Raw genomic sequence first — 17060 nt, 5'->3', positions numbered from 1 at the left:
GCGGAACCGCGGCGGTGCCGGTGGCTCGGGTGGTCGCCGCTGAGCGGCTTCGCCGCAGGCAAGACGAAGGCACGACACACTTCACCTCGAAGGGGTAGTCATGGCAGAAGGCGACAGCCTTTCCGTCCACCGGTTCGGTGTGCAGCTCGGCGGGGTCACCGTCGAGTCGATCAAAGAGGTCAGCGGCCTGACCGTCGAGCAGGACGTGGTCGAGACCCAGCAGGTCACCGACACCGGCAAGATGATGAACAAGAAGCAGCCCGGTGGGCACAAGGGCGGCGAGGTGACGATCACCCGCGGCATGACCGAGAGCCCCGAGTTCACCAAGTGGCTCAAGAAGACGGTGTCCGACGGCGAGGTCGAGGACGCGCGGGAGAACCTGACCATCGAGGTGATGGAACCGAACGGGACCGTCGTGCGGCGGATCCAGCTCTACGACGCGTGGGTGAGCAAGTGGGAAGGCCCCGGCCTCAACGCGGGCGAGTCCAACGCGGCGACCGAGAAGGCCACCATCACCTTCGAGCGGATCGAGGTCGAATGAGGCGGCGGGTCAACTCGCTCGACGACCTGGACCAGTTCAGAGCCCGCAAGCCCGACACCGCCACGGCCACCGCGGAACGCCCCGCACCGCAGGCGGCGCACGACGAGTTCGAGTTCGAGCTGCCGCGCGGCTACCGGCACACCGACGGCACGCTGCACCGGCACGGCCGGATGCGGCTGGCGACGGCGCGCGACGAGCTGCGCCCGCAGATCGACCTGCGGGTCAAGGAGAACCCGGCGTACCTGAGCGTGGTGCTGCTGAGCCAGGTGATCACGCGGCTCGGCGACATCACGGACGTGCACTCGGGCCTGGTGGAGAACATGTACGCCACCGACATCGCGTTCCTGCAGGACTTCTACCGCCGCATCAACAGCGAGGGGCACACCCGCGCCGGGGTCACCTGCCCGTCCTGCGGTTCGGGGTTCGAGATCGACCTGGCCGGTGACGGCCTGGGGGAATCGTGACGTACGCGGCCGACCGGCTGCACGAGGAGGTCGCGTACATCGCCTACCACTTCCACTGGACCCGCGAGGAGCTCTTGGACCTGGACCACCTGGAGCGCAGGCGCTGGGTGCGGGAGATCGCCCGCATCAACACGCGGGTGAACGAGAGCAGGTGAGCCGGATGAGCCGCTGGAACCCGCTGCGCCGCTTCTTCGGCCGGGACGCCCCGGAGCCGGAGACCGCACCCGCACCGGCCGCCCCCGCATCGGAACCGGACGGTGGCTGGCGTCGCACGGCGCCGATGCGCGGCGTGCTGCAGCGCGACTCGGGCGAGGTGATCCGGCCCGAGCGCTTCCGCGCGTCCGTCGCGTCGTTCCGGGACCACGGGGTCACCAGCGGCGGGCTCGGGCACCGGCTCTCCGGTGCAGCGCCGAGCGGCGTGATGCGCGGGCTGGCGCGCGCGGGAGGGCGACCGGTGCAGCGGTCGGACGGCGAGGAGTTCACCTGGGTGCGGCCGGAAGCGGAGTCCACTTCGGACTCGGACGCGCCGGTTCCGCATTCGGGGCGGCGGGCCGTGCAGCGGTCGGCGGGCCGGATCCTCGGGCGTGGCCGGGGTGCTGCGCGCGGAGCGGCGTCCGGGGGCGGGACGGCGGGAGCGGACAGCCACTCGGGTGGTTCGGCGCGTCCGGCCGGTTCGTCGTCCCGCGCGGGCGTGGTGTCCGGTGCGTCCGGCGCGGCGGGTTCTTCGGACTCGGCGAGTTCTTCGGGCGCGGCGGGTTCTTCGGGCTCGGCGAGTTCTTCGGGCTCGGCGAGGGCTGCGGGCGCGGCCGGTTCGTCCGGGAGCGGGCCGTCCGGACGCGCCGGTTCGCAGCGCACGGCAGCCACGTCGAGCACGCCGAGCTCGTCCGGCACGGCATCCTCCAGCGCGGCCGCGCCCGGCACGACCTCGGGCAGTACGACCTCGGGCGGTACGAGCTCGTCCGGTGAGCGGTCGTCCGGCGCGGGTTCGACCGCTTCGAGCGGAGACACCGACAGCGGTTCCCCCGGCTCGGCCGCGGTGCAGCGGGTCGCCCTGCGCAGGCTCGCCCCGCCGCTGACCAGGGCACGACCGATCACCCGCGCCACCCCGCGCCGGCTGCCCGCGATCACCGCGCCGGGCACGGACGCGGGGCAGGCGGACGCCGCACCGCCGGGGCCGGACGTGGATCTCGTGCTGCAGCGCCGCGCGGACGCCGACGCGCCACCGGAGCGGTCCGACGCGCCTCGGCCGACCGCCCCGAGCAGCCCTGGTACACCGGCGGACTCCGGCACCGCACCCAGCACGGCCGGGACCGGATCGACCGCACCGGGCGGACCGCCGGGCAGCCGCCCCACGTTGGGCGCGGACCGATCTCCCGAGCAGTCCGGTCTGGGCGGCCCGGTGCAGCGGATGCCCTCCGGAGCGGTGCCGCTGCACCACGAGTCGACGGGCTCCCCCGAACCACCGCCACTGGTGCAGCGCGCCGCGGAACCGGCGCCGGAGCAGCAGCCCGACCGCCCTTCCCGGGCCGGGCGCGGCCGGAAGCGCCCGCCCACCTCGAACCCCGAAGTGCGGCACAGCACGCCGAACTCCCGCGGTGGCCTCGGCGAACCGCTCGGTCGGCTGCCGGAGTCGGCGACCCCGCTGCGTCCCGGCGGCACCCCACCCACACCCGGGCCGGTCGTCCCCGGCGGTGCGGCGGAGGCCGCGCCGCTGCTCGGCGACGCCGCCCCGCAGGTCCAGCGCACCCCGAGCACGCGGACCGAACCGCGGGCGACGACGCCGGACGACCCCGCACCGGCGGATCCGGTCGCCACGCCGCTCGCCGGTTCGAGCTCCGAGCCCGCAGGCACCGGCCCGGCGACTCCGGTCCAGCGCAGCCGGATCCAGGACGCCGCCGGAGCACCGCCGCACGGCGGCGCGGACCACGGCACCGCACCCCTGCTCGGCGACACGACGATCCAGCGCTCGGCGAGCGGCACCCCCGCGCATCCCGCCGGGGCGCCGGGGCACTCGCCCAGCGCCGAACTGCCCACCGCACAGCGGAATCCGGCTACCCCGAGCAGCTCCGGCGCACGGCAACCGCCGATCTCCGCCACGCGGCACTCGCCCGGTCCTGCCTCGCAGCAGTCGTCCGGCCCCGCCACCGCACCGCACCGAGCGGCCACCCCGGTGCGGCGTTCGTCGAGCACCACCGCCCCGGAAGCGGCGGCACCGCACGGCACCCCGGTGCAGCGGCTCACCGCACCGAGCGGCGCGGACGCACCGGAGACGCCGCTCGCCGGCCCGCACGAGGTCTCCACCGGTACGCGTTCCGTCCAGCGCGCGCGGCCGGACTCGCCGGACGAACCCGACCTGGCCCTCCGGCCGCACCACGACCCGACGCACCTCTCCGCCCCGGTGCAGCGCGCCCGCCCGCTGCTCACCACGCGGCCGCTGACCACGCGAACCCGGCTGGACCAGCCGCGGCCGAACGCGACGGCGCCACCGGCCGAGCACCGGGCCGTGGCGCCGCTGCGCTGGACGCGCCGCGAGCCCGGGGACCGACCGGCCGACCCGGCACCGGTGCAGCGTTCGGCCACCCCGGCGGCCCTCCCCGCGGTGGCGGCCGAACCGCCCCCGCCGGACTCCGCGGCGGCCGAACCGGCGCCCGCCCCACCCGGCTCCGCGGCGGACGGCCCGGGTGCACGGCCGCCGATGCGCGCAGCCCGGCCGGTGCAGCGCCGCACCGCCCCGGAATCGCCGCCTGCCGCGCGGTCGGCGCCGACGCAGGACGAGCCCGCCCCGCAGGTCCCCGGCGTCCCGCCCGGTGTCCCCGTCACCGTCGTGCCCAAGCAGCACCAGGAGAGCGCCGACCCCGAACCCACCACCGGCACCGGCGGCGAGCAGGACATCGAGGAACTCGCCCGCCGCCTCATCGAACCCGTCGGACGGCTGCTGCGCACCGAGCTGCGCCACGGCCGCGAACGGTTCGGCCGCACCTACGACCGCAGGCGTTGAAGAGGAGCACACCGATGTCGTCGACGGACATCTTCGCCAGCAGCGTGTTCTTCCGGCTGGCCATCGCGGGCAACGACCTCGGCCGGTTCCACACCTGTTCCGGGCTCGGCGCGCAGGTCGAGGTGGAGCAGTTCGCCGAAGGCGGCAACAACTCGTTCTCCTGGCAGCTGCCCACCCGCATCACCTGGACCAACATCACGCTCACCCGCCCCGTCACCGGGGACACCACCAAGATCGCGAAGTGGCTGTCGGACACGATGCGCAAGGCCGAGCGCAAGAACGGCGAGATCGTGGCGCTGAAGCCGAACCTGACGCCGATCGCCCGCTGGCAGGTCATCGGCATCGTGCCCGTCAGCTGGCAGGGCCCGTCCTTCGACCCGTCGAACTCCCAGGCGGCGATCGAAACCCTGGAGATCGCCCACGAAGGCCTGCAACCGTCCTGAGAGGAGGAACCCGATGGCCGTCACCAGCGCCAAGAACCTCGCCCGCGCCGAAATCCTCATCATGGAACCGCCCGCCAAGGTCGGCGCGAAACCCGGGGCGACGCTCAAGCGCGTCAAGCTCCAGTTCAACCCGAACAAGCTCGCGCTGACCAAGAGCACCGAGTGGCGGCGCAAACCGGCCCGGATGGCCGCCGAATCGGCGCTGCCCGAGTTCGTCGGCAGCGGGCCCCGCTCGCTGCAGCTGGAGGTGTTCCTCGACGCCACCGAGAAGCACGACGACTCGGTGGAGAAGAAGGTCGAAGACCTCATGGTGGCCTGCGTGCCCACCCCGAAGAGCCTCGCTGCCAAGACCCCGGCCAGCCCGTGGGTCCGGTTCGAGTGGGGCACCGCCCGCACCACCTCGTTCGACGGGGTGCTCAACAGCTTCTCGGTGGACTACTCGCTGTTCGACGTCGACGGCAAACCGCTGCGCGCCACCTGCTCGCTGGGCATCGAGGAAGCCAGCGTCGACACCCCCGGGCAGAACTCCACCTCCGGCTCGGACTCCGCGCGCCGCACCCACCGGGTCATCGCCGGGGACAGCCTCCCGCAGATCGCCTGGAACGAGTACGGCGACGCGACGGCGTGGCGCTACGTGGCCGAAGCCAACGGGATCGACGACCCGATGGTCCTGGTGCCGGGCAGCGAACTGCTCGTCCCCGCCCTCGACGAGTCCGAACAGGACGGTGCGTGATGGGAAGTTCCGCAGAGCAGGACGGCAGGTCGTTCGCCGCCGATCCGATCATCAAGTGCCCCGGCAAGCTGCCCCCGCCCTGGCAGGAGCAGCTGGTGTCCTGCGTCGTCGATGAGAACGTCGGCCTGCCCGACGCGGCGACCCTCACCTTCCGGGACCCGGACCACGAACTGCTCACCGCCACCCCCATCACCATCGGCACCGCGCTGACCGTGTCCATGTCCACCGCGGGCGGCGGGACGCCGGAGAAGCTGTTCGCCGGCGAGGTCACCGCGCTGGAACTGGACTCCGACGGCACCGGCTCGTTCACCGTGGTGCGCGCGATGAACAAGGCGCACCGGCTGTTGCGCGGCCGGAAGGTGGTGGCGTACAAGAACATGAAGGCCGACGCCATCGTGAAGAAGGTCGCCACCGCAGCCGGGCTGACGGTCGGGGAGGTGCGGGCCAAACCGATCACCTACACCCAGCTGGCCCAGCCCAACATCTCCGACTGGGACTTCCTGCAGAACCTCGCCCAGGAGCACGGCGTCACGGTCCGCGTCGACGAGACCGGCAAGCTCGACTTCGCCCCGCTCGCCCCCGCCGCCTCGGCGCCCGCGCCCAGCACCTCCGCGGCGAAGAGCCCGTTCGTGCTGGAGTACGGGCGGAACCTGATGGCGCTGCGCGCCGTGCTCACCTCCACCGACCAGGTCGGCAAGGTCGAAGTCCGCGGCTGGGACGTGCAGGCGAAGAAACCCGTCGTCGCCGAGCAGACCGTCACCCGGAGCGGGACCACCGTTCCCGGCATGACCCCGGCCGAGGCGATCAAGGACTTCGGGAAGAAGAGCAGCACCACCGTCACCGACACGGCCTACGGCACCCGAGCCGAAGCCGACGCGCTGGCGGAGTCGCTGTCGGCCGCCACCAGCGCCGGGCTCGGCGAGGTCGAAGCGGTCGTCGAGGGCGATCCGAAGCTGCGCGCGGGCGTGCCGGTCGCGCTCGGCAACGCGGGCGACAAGTTCTCCGGCAAGTACACCGCCACCGCGGTGCACCACGTCATCGAACCGGGCCTCGGCTACCGCACCACCGTGCAGGTCAGCACCAGCCCGGACCGGTCGCTGGCCGGGCTCACCACCGGCGCCAACGCGCCCGACCGGGGGCCGCGCATCCCGGGCGTGGTCAACGCGATCGTCACCGACGTCAGCGAACCCGCCGGCGGCGGCCGCGGCTGGGTGAAGCTCACCTTCCCGTGGCTCGACGCCAAGTACGTCTCCGACTGGGCGCGCAGCGTGCAGCTCGGCGGGCAGGGCGGCGGCGTCATCAGCCCGAGCGTGAACGACGAAGTCCTCGTCGCCTTCGAACAGGGCTGCCTGGACAAGCCGTACGTGCTCGGCGGGCTCTACAACGGCAAGGACAAGCCGTCCGAGCACGACATCCCGCTGATCGAACGCGGCAAGGTCGCCCGGCGCTCGCTGGTCTCCCGCGACGGGCACCGGCTCGAACTGATCGACAGCAAGAAGGGGCCGCCGGGAGTGCGGATCGCCAGCGGCGACGACCGGCTGGAGGTCCGGCTCGACGAGAAGGCCAGGACCATCGAGATCGCGGTGAAGCGGCCCGGCGGCCGCGGCTCGCTCAGCTCGATCACGTTGGACGACGGGGGGATCACCCTCGACGCGGGCACGGGCGAGGTCAAGGTCAAGGGCCGCAACATCAACCTCGACGCCACCGCCGACGCCCGGATCAGCGCCCTGCAGAACGCCTCGCTGAAGGGCTCCCTGTCCGCCGACATCGACGGCGGCGGCACCGCCGCCCTGCACGCCATGCTCGTCCGGATCAACTGACCCACCCACAGCGAGAGGAGACCCCGATGCCACCAGCCGCCCGGATCGGCGACGCCACCAACCACGGGGGCGTGGTCGGTGCTCCGCCGGGACCCGCCGCCGCCAGGGTCGCGACCGTGCTCATCGGCGGGAAACCGGCCGCGGTCACCGGCAGCATCGTCGCCTGCCCCAAGGGACCGGACGCGCTGCTCGGGCCCGCGAACGTCCTGGTGCCCAGCCCACCGCGCGGCGGCGTCGTGCTGATCAGCGGGTTGCCCGCCGCGAAGATGAACGACAAGAGCAGCTGCGGCTCCCAGGTCCAGATCGGCGCGTTCAACGTCCTGATCGGGGGCCCGATGTGAGCGAGCGGTTCATCGGCCGCGGCTGGGGGTTCCCGCTTCGCGTCACCCCCACCGGCGGCATCGGGCTCGTCGGGCGCGAGCAGGAGATCGAGGAGGCCATCCGGCTCGTCCTGGGCACCGCACCCGGCGAACGCCCCATGCGGCCCGAGTTCGGCTGCGGCGTCCACGACTACGTCTTCTCCCCCACCGACGGCGCGACCGCCGGGCGCATCGCCCACGAGGTGCGGTCCGCGCTGCAGCGCTGGGAACCGCGCATCGAGGTCGAGGACGTCGTCGTCGCCCTGGACCCCGACGAGGAAGGCGTGCTCTACATCGACGTGCACTACGTGCTGCGGTCCACCAACGACCGCCGCAACCTCGTGTTCCCCTTCTACACCATCCCCGACGGCGGCGGCTCCGAGGCGGGAGGAGCGGCCTGATGGCGATCCCCACGCCCAACCTCGACGACCGGCGCTTCCAGCAGCTCGTCGACGAGGCGAAGCGCTACGTGCAGCAGCGCGCCCCCGAGTGGACCGACCACAACGTCTCCGACCCGGGCGTCACGCTCATCGAGACCTTCGCGCACATGGTCGACCAGCTCGTCTACCGGCTCAACCGGGTGCCGGAGAAGAACTACCTCGCGTTCCTGGACCTGATGGGCGTGCGCCTGTTCCCGCCCACCGCCGCCCGCGGCGACGTGACCTTCTGGCTCTCCACCGCACAACCCGACACCGTGCTGCTGCCGCGCGGCACCGAGGTCGCCACCGCCCACTCCGAAGCCGACCGGGAAGTCGTGTTCGCCACCGAGCACGAGCTGCCGATCGTGCCCTGCGAACTGCGCACCCTCGTCACGATCTCCGCCACCGGCACCATCGAGGACCGCACCGCCGACCTCGCCGCCGCCGAGGACGTGCCCTGCTTCCAGACCGAACCCGCCGTCGGCGACGCCATGCTGTTCGGGCTCAGCGGCGCCGTGCCGCGCTGCGTCATCGCCGTCGAGCTCGACAGCCGGGTCGAAGGCATCGGCGTCGACCCGCGCCAGCCGCCGCTGGTGTGGGAGGCGTGGGACGGCACCCGCTGGGCCGAGTGCGAGGCTTTCGAGGACACCACCGGCGGGCTCAACAAGCCCGGTGAGGTGCTGCTGCAGATCGGGCCCGGGCACACGCCCTCCACCGTCGCCGGGGTGCGCGCCGGGTGGTTGCGCTGCCGCGTCACCGCGCCCGTGCCGGACCAGCCGTTCTACTCCGAATCACCCACCGTCCGCGTCGCCGAGGTCTCCACCGTCGGCGGCACCACCGGCGTCGAGCACGCCGAGGCGCACACCGACGTGCCCCTCGGCGAATCCGCCGGGGTCCCCGGGCAGCGGTTCACCGCGGACGTCGCGCCGGTGCTCACCGACGGCGACCCCGTCGTCGTCCAGGTCTCCACCGAGGACGGCTGGGAGGACTGGACCGTCGTCGACCACTTCGGCCGCTCCGGCCCCACCGACCGGCACGTCACCCTCGACCCCACCACCGGCGAGTTCGGCTTCCCTCCGGCCGTGCGGCTGCCCGACGGTTCGCTGCGGTACTACGGCGCCGTCCCGGCGAAGGGCGCCCAGCTGCGCATCCCCCGCTACCGCACCGGAGGCGGCCGGGCCGGCAACGTCGCGCGCGGCGCCATCTCCGTGCTGCGCAGCTCCGAGCCCTACATCTCCGAGGTGGAGAACCGGGAAGCCGCCATCGGCGGCGTCGACGGCGAGACCATCGCCGAGGCGAAGATCCGCGCCCCGCACCAGCTGCAACTGCAGGAACGGGCCGTCACCGCCGCCGACCACGAGCAGATCGCCCGCCAAGCCGCACCCGCCGCCGCCCGCATCCGCTGCCTGCCCGCCGCGGCCGAGCAGGACCCCGGCGCGGCCCGGCTGCTCGTCGTGCCAGGCGCCGTCGCCGACACCGGTGATCGCATCCGCTTCGAGCAGCTCATCCCCTCCGAGCAGCTGCTGGCGACCATCGCCTCGCGGCTCGACGAACGCAGGCTGCTGGGGGCGCGGATCGTGGTGGAACCGCCGTTCTACCAGGGCATCACCGTGGTGGCCCGGCTCCGCTCCACCGGCGCCGACACCGGCCGGATCGACCGCGACGCCCTCGACGCGCTGTACGCGCACCTGAACCCGTTGCGCGGCGGCGCCGACGGCACCGGCTGGCCGTTCGGCCGGCCCGTGCAGGTCGGCGAGGTCTTCGCCGTCCTGCAACGCGTCGACGGCGTCGGGCTCGTCGAGGAGGTGCGGTTGTTCCCCGCCGACCCGATCACCGGCAGGCGCGGCACCCCGGCCGACCGCATCGACCTGCCCGCGCACGCCCTCGTGTTCTCCCACCAGCACCAGGTCGTGGTCGTCCCGCACGACGGCGCGGAGCCCAGGTGACGCGGCGGGCGGGGATCCCCGGACTGCGCAGCCGCTACCCGATGGGGGAACAGCTGCCCGGGATGTACGCGGACGACCACCTCGCGCAGCAGTTCACCGCCGGCCTCGACGACGTGCTCGCCCCGATCCTGTCCACTTTGGACAACCTGGCGCACTACTTCGACCCGGCGCTGGCACCGGAGGACTTCGTGGCCTGGCTCGGCACCTGGGTCGCCACCGAACTCGACCCGGACTGGCCGTTGGAGCTGCGCCGCGCCGTCGTCGCCCGCGCCGTCGAACTGCACCGCTGGAAGGGCACCGCGCGCGGGCTCGCCCACCGGCTCTGGCTGTGCCTCGGCGTGCACTCCCGCATCCTCGACGGACCCGGCGCCACCTGGTCCACCCGGCCGGGCAACACCCTCGGCGGCGAACCGAACAGCACCGTGCGCGTGCAGGTGTGGCCCGGCCGCGCCGCCGTGGACCACGCCCAGGTCACCGCGCTCGTCGACTCCGTCAGCCCGATCCACCTCACCTGCACCGTCGAGGTCCTGCCCGGACCACCACCGCGCGAACAGGGGCAACGCTGATGCGACCGTGTCCGAACTGCGGCGCCCGCACCGCCGAGACCGACGACTTCTGCGGCAACTGCGGCACCTACCTCGGCTGGGAGCGGTCGCACCCGCCCGCGGGGAGCGGTTCCGGGTCGGCTGGCGGCTCAGAACCGGCAGGTGGTTCCGGATCGGCAGGCGGCTCCGGATCGGCTAGCGGTTCCGGATCGGCTAGCGGTTCCGGATCAGCGACACCGTCCGCACCGGCACCGCGGCCAAATGCTCGCGGGCACGCGCCACCTCCCCCGCGAGCGGCACCCGGACAACCGCCACCGACCGCACGACCCGGCGGCAGCGGACAAGCGCCACCACCCCCGCAGGCCACGCCCGCGCCACCACCGGCACGGCCCGGCGGTTACCCGCAGCACGCCCCCGGACAGGCGCCGCCCGCGCGGCCCGGACCGGGACAGCCGGGCGGATCCGCACCACCGCCGAGACCACCGGGACCGCCCGCCGGACACCCGGGGCCGCACCCCGGCCCTCCCCCGCAACGGCCGCTCCCGCCACCCGCCACCCCCGCGCAGGCCGCGGAACCGGCCGAGCAGCCGGACGACGACGACCAACCCGCCGCCGTGCAACCGGCGAAACCCATCGCACCCCGCCCCGAACAGCAGGCCGTCCAGCCCACGCCCGTCACCGAGGACGGACCGCCCTGCCCGTCCTGCGGAACCCCGAACCCGACCACCCGGCGGTTCTGCGTCCGCTGCGCGACCGCGCTCAACCCCGACCCCGACGAACGGCCCACGAAGATCCGGTGGCGGAAGCGGCCGGACCGCGGACGGCTCCGCTGGCTCTGGCGCAGGCTCGCGATCCTCGGCACCGTGCTCGCCGTCGTCCTCGGCGGCTACCTGCTGTGGCCGTTCGGCACGTGGCTCGTGCAGGACGTGCTGGACAAGACGCTGGAGAAGGAGCAGATCACCCCGTCCAAGACCACGGCCAGCATCGAACTCCCCGGCCACCCCGCCGGGTTCGCCACCGACGGCATCACGAACCAGTACTGGGGCACGCCCGGCCCGGGCGAATGGATCGAGTTCGAGTTCGAGCGGCCGAGGCGCCTGCTCGGGACGGTCATCACCGTCGGACCGTCCACGGACGTCAAGAAGTTCCCGACCGAGGCCCACCCGTCCCTGGTCGAGATCACCACCACCGACTCGCGCGGCCGGACCGAGACCCGGCAGCAAGCCCTCCCCAGCACCACGGAGGCGACGCCCGTCGAGATCCGCCGCAGCGACGTCGTCCGGATCCGCCTGAAGGTCCTGGAAGCCCGGGGGCTCACCGCGGGCAAGCACGTCGCGCTGGCCGAGGTCGAGTTCTTCGTCCGGAAATGACCCCCGCGCACGACGACATCGGCGCGCCTCCCGCTGCGGGAGGCGCGCCGATGAAGATCACCGAAGGGTCGTGCGCGGCGCTACGTGGCGTCGTCGTTGCCGCCGGCCGGCGCCTGCGACGGCGTGGTGTCCAGCTTCGACGGGCGGTGGTCGATCTTCGACGCCTCGTCCAGGCCGACACCGTCCATGCCCTGCCCGGCGAGCTTCCGCGCCTTCGACCGGTCCTGCGCCCGGCAGATCACCAGCGCGATCACGAACAGCACCACCAGGCACGCGGCCAGCGCCAGCATCGAGAACGGGTCCTGGCCCGGGGTGGCGACGGCCGCCAGCACGAACAGGCCGAACACGATGCCCCGCCACCAGCTCTTCAGCTTCGCGTAGCTGACCACACCGGCCCGGTTCAGCATCACCAGCACCAGCGGCATCTCGAAGCTGATGCCGAACATCAGCAGCATCAGCAGCACGAAGTTGATGTACTCGCCACCGGTCAGCGCGGTGAAGAACGCGCCCCCGCCGAAGCCGGTCATGAAGGCCAGGCCCTCGGGCACCACGAAGTAGGCCAGCACGCCGCCCGCGACGAACAGCAGGCTGGCGATGCTCACGAACGTGCGGGCGAACTTGCGCTCGTTCGCGTGCAGGCCCGGCGTGATGAACGCCCACAGCTGGTACAGCCACAGCGGGCTGAACAGCAGCGAACCCACCGCGATGCCCACCTTCAGCTGCAGCATGAAGACTTCGAACGCCTTCGTCTGCAGCAGCTGGCACTCGCCGTTCGGGCTGAAGCGCACGCTGGCCGGCAGCTGGCAGTACGGGTGGATCAGGATGTCGCTGAGCTTCGGCAGTCCGAAGATCTCGTGCGAGAACCAGATGAAGCCGAGGATCGCGCCGACCAGAATGCCGAAGGCCGCCCAACCGAGCCGATACCTCAGTTCGTAGAGGTGATCGATGAGGGTCATGGTGCCGTCGGGGTTGTGCCGGCGACCCCAACGGCGGCGGTCACTGCGCCACGGGTTCAAACGGCGCAACGGGTTTGAACTCACCGTGCGTTCCGTCTCCGATCAGTTCTTGTTCTGGTTGCGCTGCGGCTCTTCCGCGTTGGTCGCGGTCACCGGCGCGCTCGGCTCACCGGCGGTGAGCTGCTGCGGCTCGGAGGCGGTTTCCTTCTCCCGCTTGGCAGCGGCTTCGTCTTCCTTCATGCCGCGCGCCTCGGCCTTGAACACGCGCGCGGACTGGCCGAGCGAACGCGCCATCTGCGGCAGCTTGGTGGCACCGAACAGCAACACCAGCACAGCGACGATGAGTACGAGTTCCCACCCACCTGGCAAACCCATCAGTGCACACCTTTCTCGGGGCTTCCTGCGACCGCAATGGTACGCGGGCGGATGACGCTCTCATAGGCCGTCACGTGGCACCTTTACGCCGCTCTGCGAGCGCCACCTGGAGTCCCGCGACTCGTGCTTTCAGCAGACCCGAGCGGTTCGACACGTCCGCGGTGACCTCGCGTTGCACCGCGCGCACCCTGCGCAGCAGCACGAAGAACCTGATCAGCAGGGCGAGCAGGAGCAGCACTCCCACCACGAACAGCACAAGACTCCACACGTACGGCACCGGATCACCGTAGCGCGCTCGGCGGCCGCCGCCGCAGCGGCGTGGCCGGGCCGTCGGCGGCCGCCGACGACTTCCGGAACCGCCACCCCGACGGACCCGGCACCCACCTGGGAACGCCCCGGGCACCGCCGGACGACGAGCCGCAGCTCACCCCGGCACCGAGCCGTCCGAGTCCCGCGACGAGCGGCTGTCGCCCCACCGGCGCACCGGGCGCCGTCGAGGACGAGCAGGTGCTCGTCGTCGGCAGCGGGACCGCGCACGCCCGGCCCGCTCCGGTCAGGCCGAGGGCAGGTGCCGCACCCGCGCCAGCGCCGCTTCCGCCCGCCCGCGCACGTCCTCGGCCAGGTCGCTCGGCTCCACCACGCGGCCCTGGCCGCCCAGCCCGAGCACGAGCCGCACCATCCACGAGCGGTCCGAGTACCGCATCCGCACCCGGATCCGCCCCTCCGGCAGCTCGGTGAGCTCGTCCACCGGGTAGTACTCGCTGACCCAGCGGGCGTCCCGGTCCAGCTCCAGCAGCGCGCTCGGCTGGTCCGGCATCGGCCGGAACAGCCCGGCGGAGAAGTCGGTGGGTTCGGCGTCCCGCGGCGGCCGGGCCGGTTCGTCGAGCACGTCGGCCGCGTCGATGCGGTCCAGCCGGAATCGGCGGACCGCCACGGCCGAGCGGCACCACGCCTCCAGGTAGCTGCGGCCGTCGACGATCACCAGCCGCATCGGGTCCACGGTGCGTTCGCTGATCTCGTCCCGGGACGCCGTGTAGTACCGCATCCACAGCGCGCGGTGCTCGGTCGCGGCGTGCTGCACGGCTTCCTGCACACCTGGCGCGATGGGGCCCTCCCGCCCGGTGAGCCCGACCACGACCCCGGTCGGGCCTGCCTGGCCGACGGCCTCCTCCACCTTCGACAACGCGCGCTGCACCGCCTCGGTGTCGGCGATGCCGGGCGTGTCGGCGAGTGCGCGCAGCGCCACCAGCAGCGAGGTCGCCTCCGAGGCCGTCATCCGCAGCGGGCGGCGCATCCCCGCGTCGTAGGTGACGGTGATGGTCTCGCTCTCGAAGGACAGGTCGATCAGGTCGCCCGGCCCGTAGCCGGGGAGGCCGCACATCCACAGCAGTTCCAGGTCCCGCCGCAGCTGCTGCTCCCCGACGCCGAAGTCCGCCGCCGCGTCGGCCACCGGGATGCCCGGCCTGCTCAGCAGGTACGGCACCAGTGCCAGCAGCCGTGGCAGCCGCTGCGTCGCCCCGGCCGTCATCCCCGCACCTCCCCCGCCTCGTCGCCGCGGGCTCCGGCGGCTGCCGCGGCCCCCAAGTGCGCTTCGTGCACCGACTTGCGCAGCACGTCCGGCTCCAGCACCACCACGTCCGGCCCGTACCCCGCGATCCAGGAGGCCGCCGAGTCCGGGTACGACAGCTCCAGCTCCAGCACGTCCCCCTCGATCCCGTCCAGCCGCATCGAGTCCACCACCGACGCCCGGCGGCGCAGGCCCTGGGCCCGCCCCGGCACGGCCCACAACCGCACCGGCGTGCTCGGCGGCGCTTCGCGCTGCTCCCCGGCGACCATCGTCAGCAGGTCCACGTCCGGCGGCCTGGTGACCGCACCCGCCCGGCCCTGCGCCTTCGGTTCGCCCTGCACGCGGGACAGCCGGAAGCAGCGCGGCGCCCGCCGATCCCGGTCGTGCCCGACCAGGTACCAGCGCCCTCGCCAGGCCACCACTCCCCACGGCTCGACGGTGCGCTGCTGCGCCCGGACCTCGTTCGGCCGCCGGTAGTCGAAGGTGACCACCCGGCCGGCCTGCACGGCGGCCAGCAGCGCGGGGAACGCGGGCTCGCTGGTGCGCACCTTCGGTTCGATGGTGCCCGCGGCCCGGTCGTCGACGTCCACCCCGGCGGCTCGCAGCTTCAGCAGCGCGCCCCGCGCCGCACCGGTGAGCTCCGGCGAGTCCCAGAGCCGCAGCGCCAGCGCCACCGCCGCCGCCTCGTCCGGTTCCAACCCGATGTCGCCGAGTTCGTAGTCCCGCCGGGCGATCCGGTAGCCGTCGGCGGCGTCGAACGCCGAGTTCCGGCCGGTCTCCAACGGCACGCCCAGGTCCCGCAACTCGGACTTGTCGCGCTCGAAGGTCCGGAAGAACGCCTCGTCATTGGGCGCGTCGGTGTAACCCGGAACAATCCCCCTGATTCGCTCCGCCGTCAGGTACTGGCGCGTCGAAAGAAGGCACAGCACCAGGTTCACCAAGCGTTCAGCACGCGCAGTGGCCACTGTGAAACTCTAGCTCCATCGCAGTTGATCAGGACTTTCGGGCACGTCCGGCACGGGTGGTCCGCGTCCTCGGCCGCGGTGGACGTGCCGTTTCGCCCGCGGCGCGCGACCGGCGTCCAACCCATTGATTTCACTCGACACTGAAGATGTCGTGGCCGTGAAGTCGTTCATCACTCCCCCTCCGCTCCTAGACTGCTGTCATGCCAGCGCCCGCCGACGCCCCCGGTCCGGTCCTGCTCATCACCGGCGCCTCCCGCGGGATCGGCGCCGCCACCGCGCGAGCCGCGGCCCGCGCCGGCCACCGGCTCGCCCTGCTCTCCCGATCAGCGGACGCGCTGGCCGAGCTGGTCCGCGAACTGGACGCATCCGCGACCCCGGCCGGGGAGTCCCGCACGCTCGCCGTGCCCTGCGACGTCACCGACTGGGACGACCTCAGCACCGCAGTGGCGCGGGTCGAGCAGCACTTCGGCAGGCTCGACGCCGCGTTCGCCAACGCGGGCCGCAGCGTCGCGACCTCCTTCCTCGGCACCGACGGTGCGGACCCCGCGGACTGGCGGGACATGGTGCTCACCAACGTCCACGGCACCGCCCTCACCGCACGGGCCACGCTCCCCGCGCTGGTGCGCACCCGCGGCCACCTGCTGCTGACCGGATCCGCGGCGGGACGCGGCATCCGGCCGGGAAACCTCTACTCCGCCACGAAGTGGGCGGTGACCGGCATGGCGCAGAACATCCGCGCGGAGTGCGTCGGCACCGGTGTCCGCGTCACCCTGCTGCAGCCGGGCCTGGTCGAGACCGGGATGAACACCCCCGAGCAGGCCGACCGGCCGAAGCTGCGCGCGGCCGACGTCGCCGAAGCGGCGCTCTACGCGCTGGCCCAGCCCGCCACCGTCGACGTCAACGAACTGCTCATCCGCCCCACTGGCCAGCACCCGCTGCGCTGAGCCCGGCGCCGCACCTGAGACCGCCGGTACGCGAGGCCACCGCCACGACGGCGAGCCGCTCCCGCACCACGACGCTGCGGCGCTGCGGCACGGCGGCACCACGACGCTGCGGCCCGGGGCCCGGCGGCCCGGCGGTGGAGGGCACTAGTCCTGCGCGCTGACCCCGTACAGGTTCCCCTCCGGATCCGCGAACTGCGCCCACCGCGTGGTCCCGCCGGGGTCCCACGGCGCGGCCTGCGGCTCGACCGGAAACGACACGCCCTTCGCGCTGAGCTCGGCGAAGGTCGCGTCGAGATCGTCCGAGTCGAACCACACCGTGCTCATCGGCCCGCGCCGCTCCCGGATGCGGGCGGCGAGCTCCGGATCTCCGGCGGCGAGCACCAGGTACGTCCGCGCACCCGGTGGTCGCACCTCGATCCACCGGTCGCCGTCGCCGTACGGCGCATCGGTGAGCACCTCGAACCCGAGGGTTCCGGCGAAGAACTCCACCGCGCGCCCCTGGTCGACGACGTGGAGCACGGCGAACTTCGGCTGAGTGATCATGGTGCGGTCCTTCCCACGAGCGGCGCTGCGAGATCAAGCCTATCCGAACCCGTGTTCGAACGGGCGATCTCG

General features: G+C 73.1%; 20 protein-coding genes. 13 read left to right on the top strand and 7 right to left on the bottom strand.

Annotated elements, in window-relative coordinates:
- Positions 1-100 precede the first annotated feature (100 nt).
- From H1226_RS09355 to H1226_RS09345, 3 genes are read left to right on the top strand one after another with little or no spacing between them, the layout of a single operon-like run.
- Positions 101-541, top strand: coding sequence for a phage tail protein (locus H1226_RS09355; protein WP_224959754.1), 441 nt, complete (start codon positions 101-103; stop codon positions 539-541).
- Positions 538-1005, top strand: coding sequence for a hypothetical protein (locus H1226_RS09350; protein WP_224959753.1), 468 nt, complete (start codon positions 538-540; stop codon positions 1003-1005). Before H1226_RS09355 ends, H1226_RS09350 begins: the two co-directional genes overlap by 4 nt.
- Complete coding sequence (locus tag H1226_RS09345; RefSeq protein ID WP_258348439.1) at positions 1002-1160, top strand: DUF6760 family protein; 159 nt, start codon at positions 1002-1004, stop codon at positions 1158-1160. The genes H1226_RS09350 and H1226_RS09345 overlap by 4 nt, the downstream gene beginning before the upstream one ends.
- On the opposite strand, the gene H1226_RS09340 is transcribed toward H1226_RS09345, so the two are convergent.
- On the bottom strand, positions 1132-2100 hold the full coding sequence (locus H1226_RS09340; RefSeq protein WP_258348438.1) for a hypothetical protein: 969 nt from the start codon (positions 2098-2100) through the stop codon (positions 1132-1134). The genes H1226_RS09345 and H1226_RS09340 overlap by 29 nt on opposite strands.
- On the opposite strand from H1226_RS09340, the gene H1226_RS09335 reads away from it, so the two are divergent.
- The 9 genes from H1226_RS09335 (at position 2042) to H1226_RS09295 (ending at position 11638) form a co-directional block, all read left to right on the top strand.
- A complete protein-coding gene (locus tag H1226_RS09335) occupies positions 2042-4003 on the top strand; it encodes a hypothetical protein (RefSeq protein ID WP_258348437.1) in 1962 nt (653 codons plus the stop codon). The genes H1226_RS09340 and H1226_RS09335 overlap by 59 nt on opposite strands.
- A 14-nt stretch (positions 4004-4017) precedes the next feature.
- Entirely contained in the window at positions 4018-4446 is a 429-nt protein-coding gene (locus tag H1226_RS09330) for a phage tail protein (protein ID WP_224962919.1), read from the top strand.
- A 13-nt stretch (positions 4447-4459) separates the two neighbouring features.
- Positions 4460-5179, top strand: coding sequence for a LysM peptidoglycan-binding domain-containing protein (locus tag H1226_RS09325; protein ID WP_258348430.1), 720 nt, complete (start codon positions 4460-4462; stop codon positions 5177-5179).
- Positions 5179-6999 (top strand): VgrG-related protein, encoded by a 1821-nt coding sequence (locus H1226_RS09320; protein WP_258348424.1) that lies wholly within the window; start codon positions 5179-5181, stop codon positions 6997-6999. Before H1226_RS09325 ends, H1226_RS09320 begins: the two co-directional genes overlap by 1 nt.
- A 26-nt stretch (positions 7000-7025) precedes the next feature.
- Positions 7026-7340 carry a PAAR domain-containing protein gene (locus tag H1226_RS09315; RefSeq protein ID WP_224962913.1) on the top strand — a complete coding sequence of 105 codons (315 nt, stop codon included), beginning with the start codon at positions 7026-7028 and terminating at the stop codon, positions 7338-7340.
- Positions 7337-7759, top strand: a complete 423-nt coding sequence (locus H1226_RS09310) for a GPW/gp25 family protein (RefSeq protein WP_224962911.1) — start codon at positions 7337-7339, stop codon at positions 7757-7759. Before H1226_RS09315 ends, H1226_RS09310 begins: the two co-directional genes overlap by 4 nt.
- A complete protein-coding gene (locus H1226_RS09305) occupies positions 7759-9723 on the top strand; it encodes a putative baseplate assembly protein (protein WP_258348423.1) in 1965 nt (654 codons plus the stop codon). Before H1226_RS09310 ends, H1226_RS09305 begins: the two co-directional genes overlap by 1 nt.
- A complete protein-coding gene (locus tag H1226_RS09300; RefSeq protein ID WP_224962907.1) occupies positions 9720-10289 on the top strand; it encodes a phage tail protein in 570 nt (189 codons plus the stop codon). The genes H1226_RS09305 and H1226_RS09300 overlap by 4 nt, the downstream gene beginning before the upstream one ends.
- Before the next feature lie 593 nt (positions 10290-10882).
- Positions 10883-11638, top strand: a complete 756-nt coding sequence (locus H1226_RS09295) for a discoidin domain-containing protein (RefSeq protein ID WP_258349537.1) — start codon at positions 10883-10885, stop codon at positions 11636-11638.
- An 80-nt stretch (positions 11639-11718) separates the two neighbouring features.
- On the opposite strand, the gene tatC is transcribed toward H1226_RS09295, so the two are convergent.
- The 5 genes from tatC to H1226_RS09270 all read right to left on the bottom strand — a co-directional run bounded on the left by tatC (position 11719) and on the right by H1226_RS09270 (position 15501).
- Positions 11719-12594: a twin-arginine translocase subunit TatC gene (tatC, locus tag H1226_RS09290; protein ID WP_224960121.1), complete on the bottom strand. Its 876-nt coding sequence runs from the start codon at positions 12592-12594 to the stop codon at positions 11719-11721.
- 102 nt (positions 12595-12696) lie between these two features.
- The gene (tatA, locus tag H1226_RS09285; RefSeq protein ID WP_224968467.1) at positions 12697-12969 is read right to left on the bottom strand and encodes a Sec-independent protein translocase subunit TatA; all 273 of its coding nucleotides are present in this window, start codon (positions 12967-12969) and stop codon (positions 12697-12699) included.
- Positions 12970-13039: 70 nt separating this feature from the next.
- On the bottom strand, positions 13040-13246 hold the full coding sequence (locus H1226_RS09280; RefSeq protein WP_224960118.1) for a bacteriophage holin: 207 nt from the start codon (positions 13244-13246) through the stop codon (positions 13040-13042).
- A 276-nt stretch (positions 13247-13522) separates the two neighbouring features.
- Complete coding sequence (locus tag H1226_RS09275) at positions 13523-14497, bottom strand: helix-turn-helix transcriptional regulator (RefSeq protein WP_225045083.1); 975 nt, start codon at positions 14495-14497, stop codon at positions 13523-13525.
- Complete coding sequence (locus H1226_RS09270; RefSeq protein WP_258348422.1) at positions 14494-15501, bottom strand: helix-turn-helix transcriptional regulator; 1008 nt, start codon at positions 15499-15501, stop codon at positions 14494-14496. The genes H1226_RS09275 and H1226_RS09270 overlap by 4 nt, the downstream gene beginning before the upstream one ends.
- Positions 15502-15701: 200 nt before the next feature.
- On the opposite strand from H1226_RS09270, the gene H1226_RS09265 reads away from it, so the two are divergent.
- Positions 15702-16445, top strand: coding sequence for an SDR family oxidoreductase (locus H1226_RS09265; protein ID WP_258348421.1), 744 nt, complete (start codon positions 15702-15704; stop codon positions 16443-16445).
- A gap of 144 nt (positions 16446-16589) precedes the next feature.
- Here the strand turns inward: H1226_RS09265 and H1226_RS09260 are convergent, their stop codons facing one another.
- Complete coding sequence (locus H1226_RS09260; protein WP_258348420.1) at positions 16590-16988, bottom strand: VOC family protein; 399 nt, start codon at positions 16986-16988, stop codon at positions 16590-16592.
- Positions 16989-17060: the final 72 nt, after the last annotated feature.

The sequence above is a fragment of the Saccharopolyspora gregorii genome (assembly GCF_024734405.1).
GTDB lineage: Bacteria > Actinomycetota > Actinomycetes > Mycobacteriales > Pseudonocardiaceae > Saccharopolyspora_C > Saccharopolyspora_C gregorii.
This window is presented reverse-complemented; position numbering and strand designations above follow the sequence as displayed.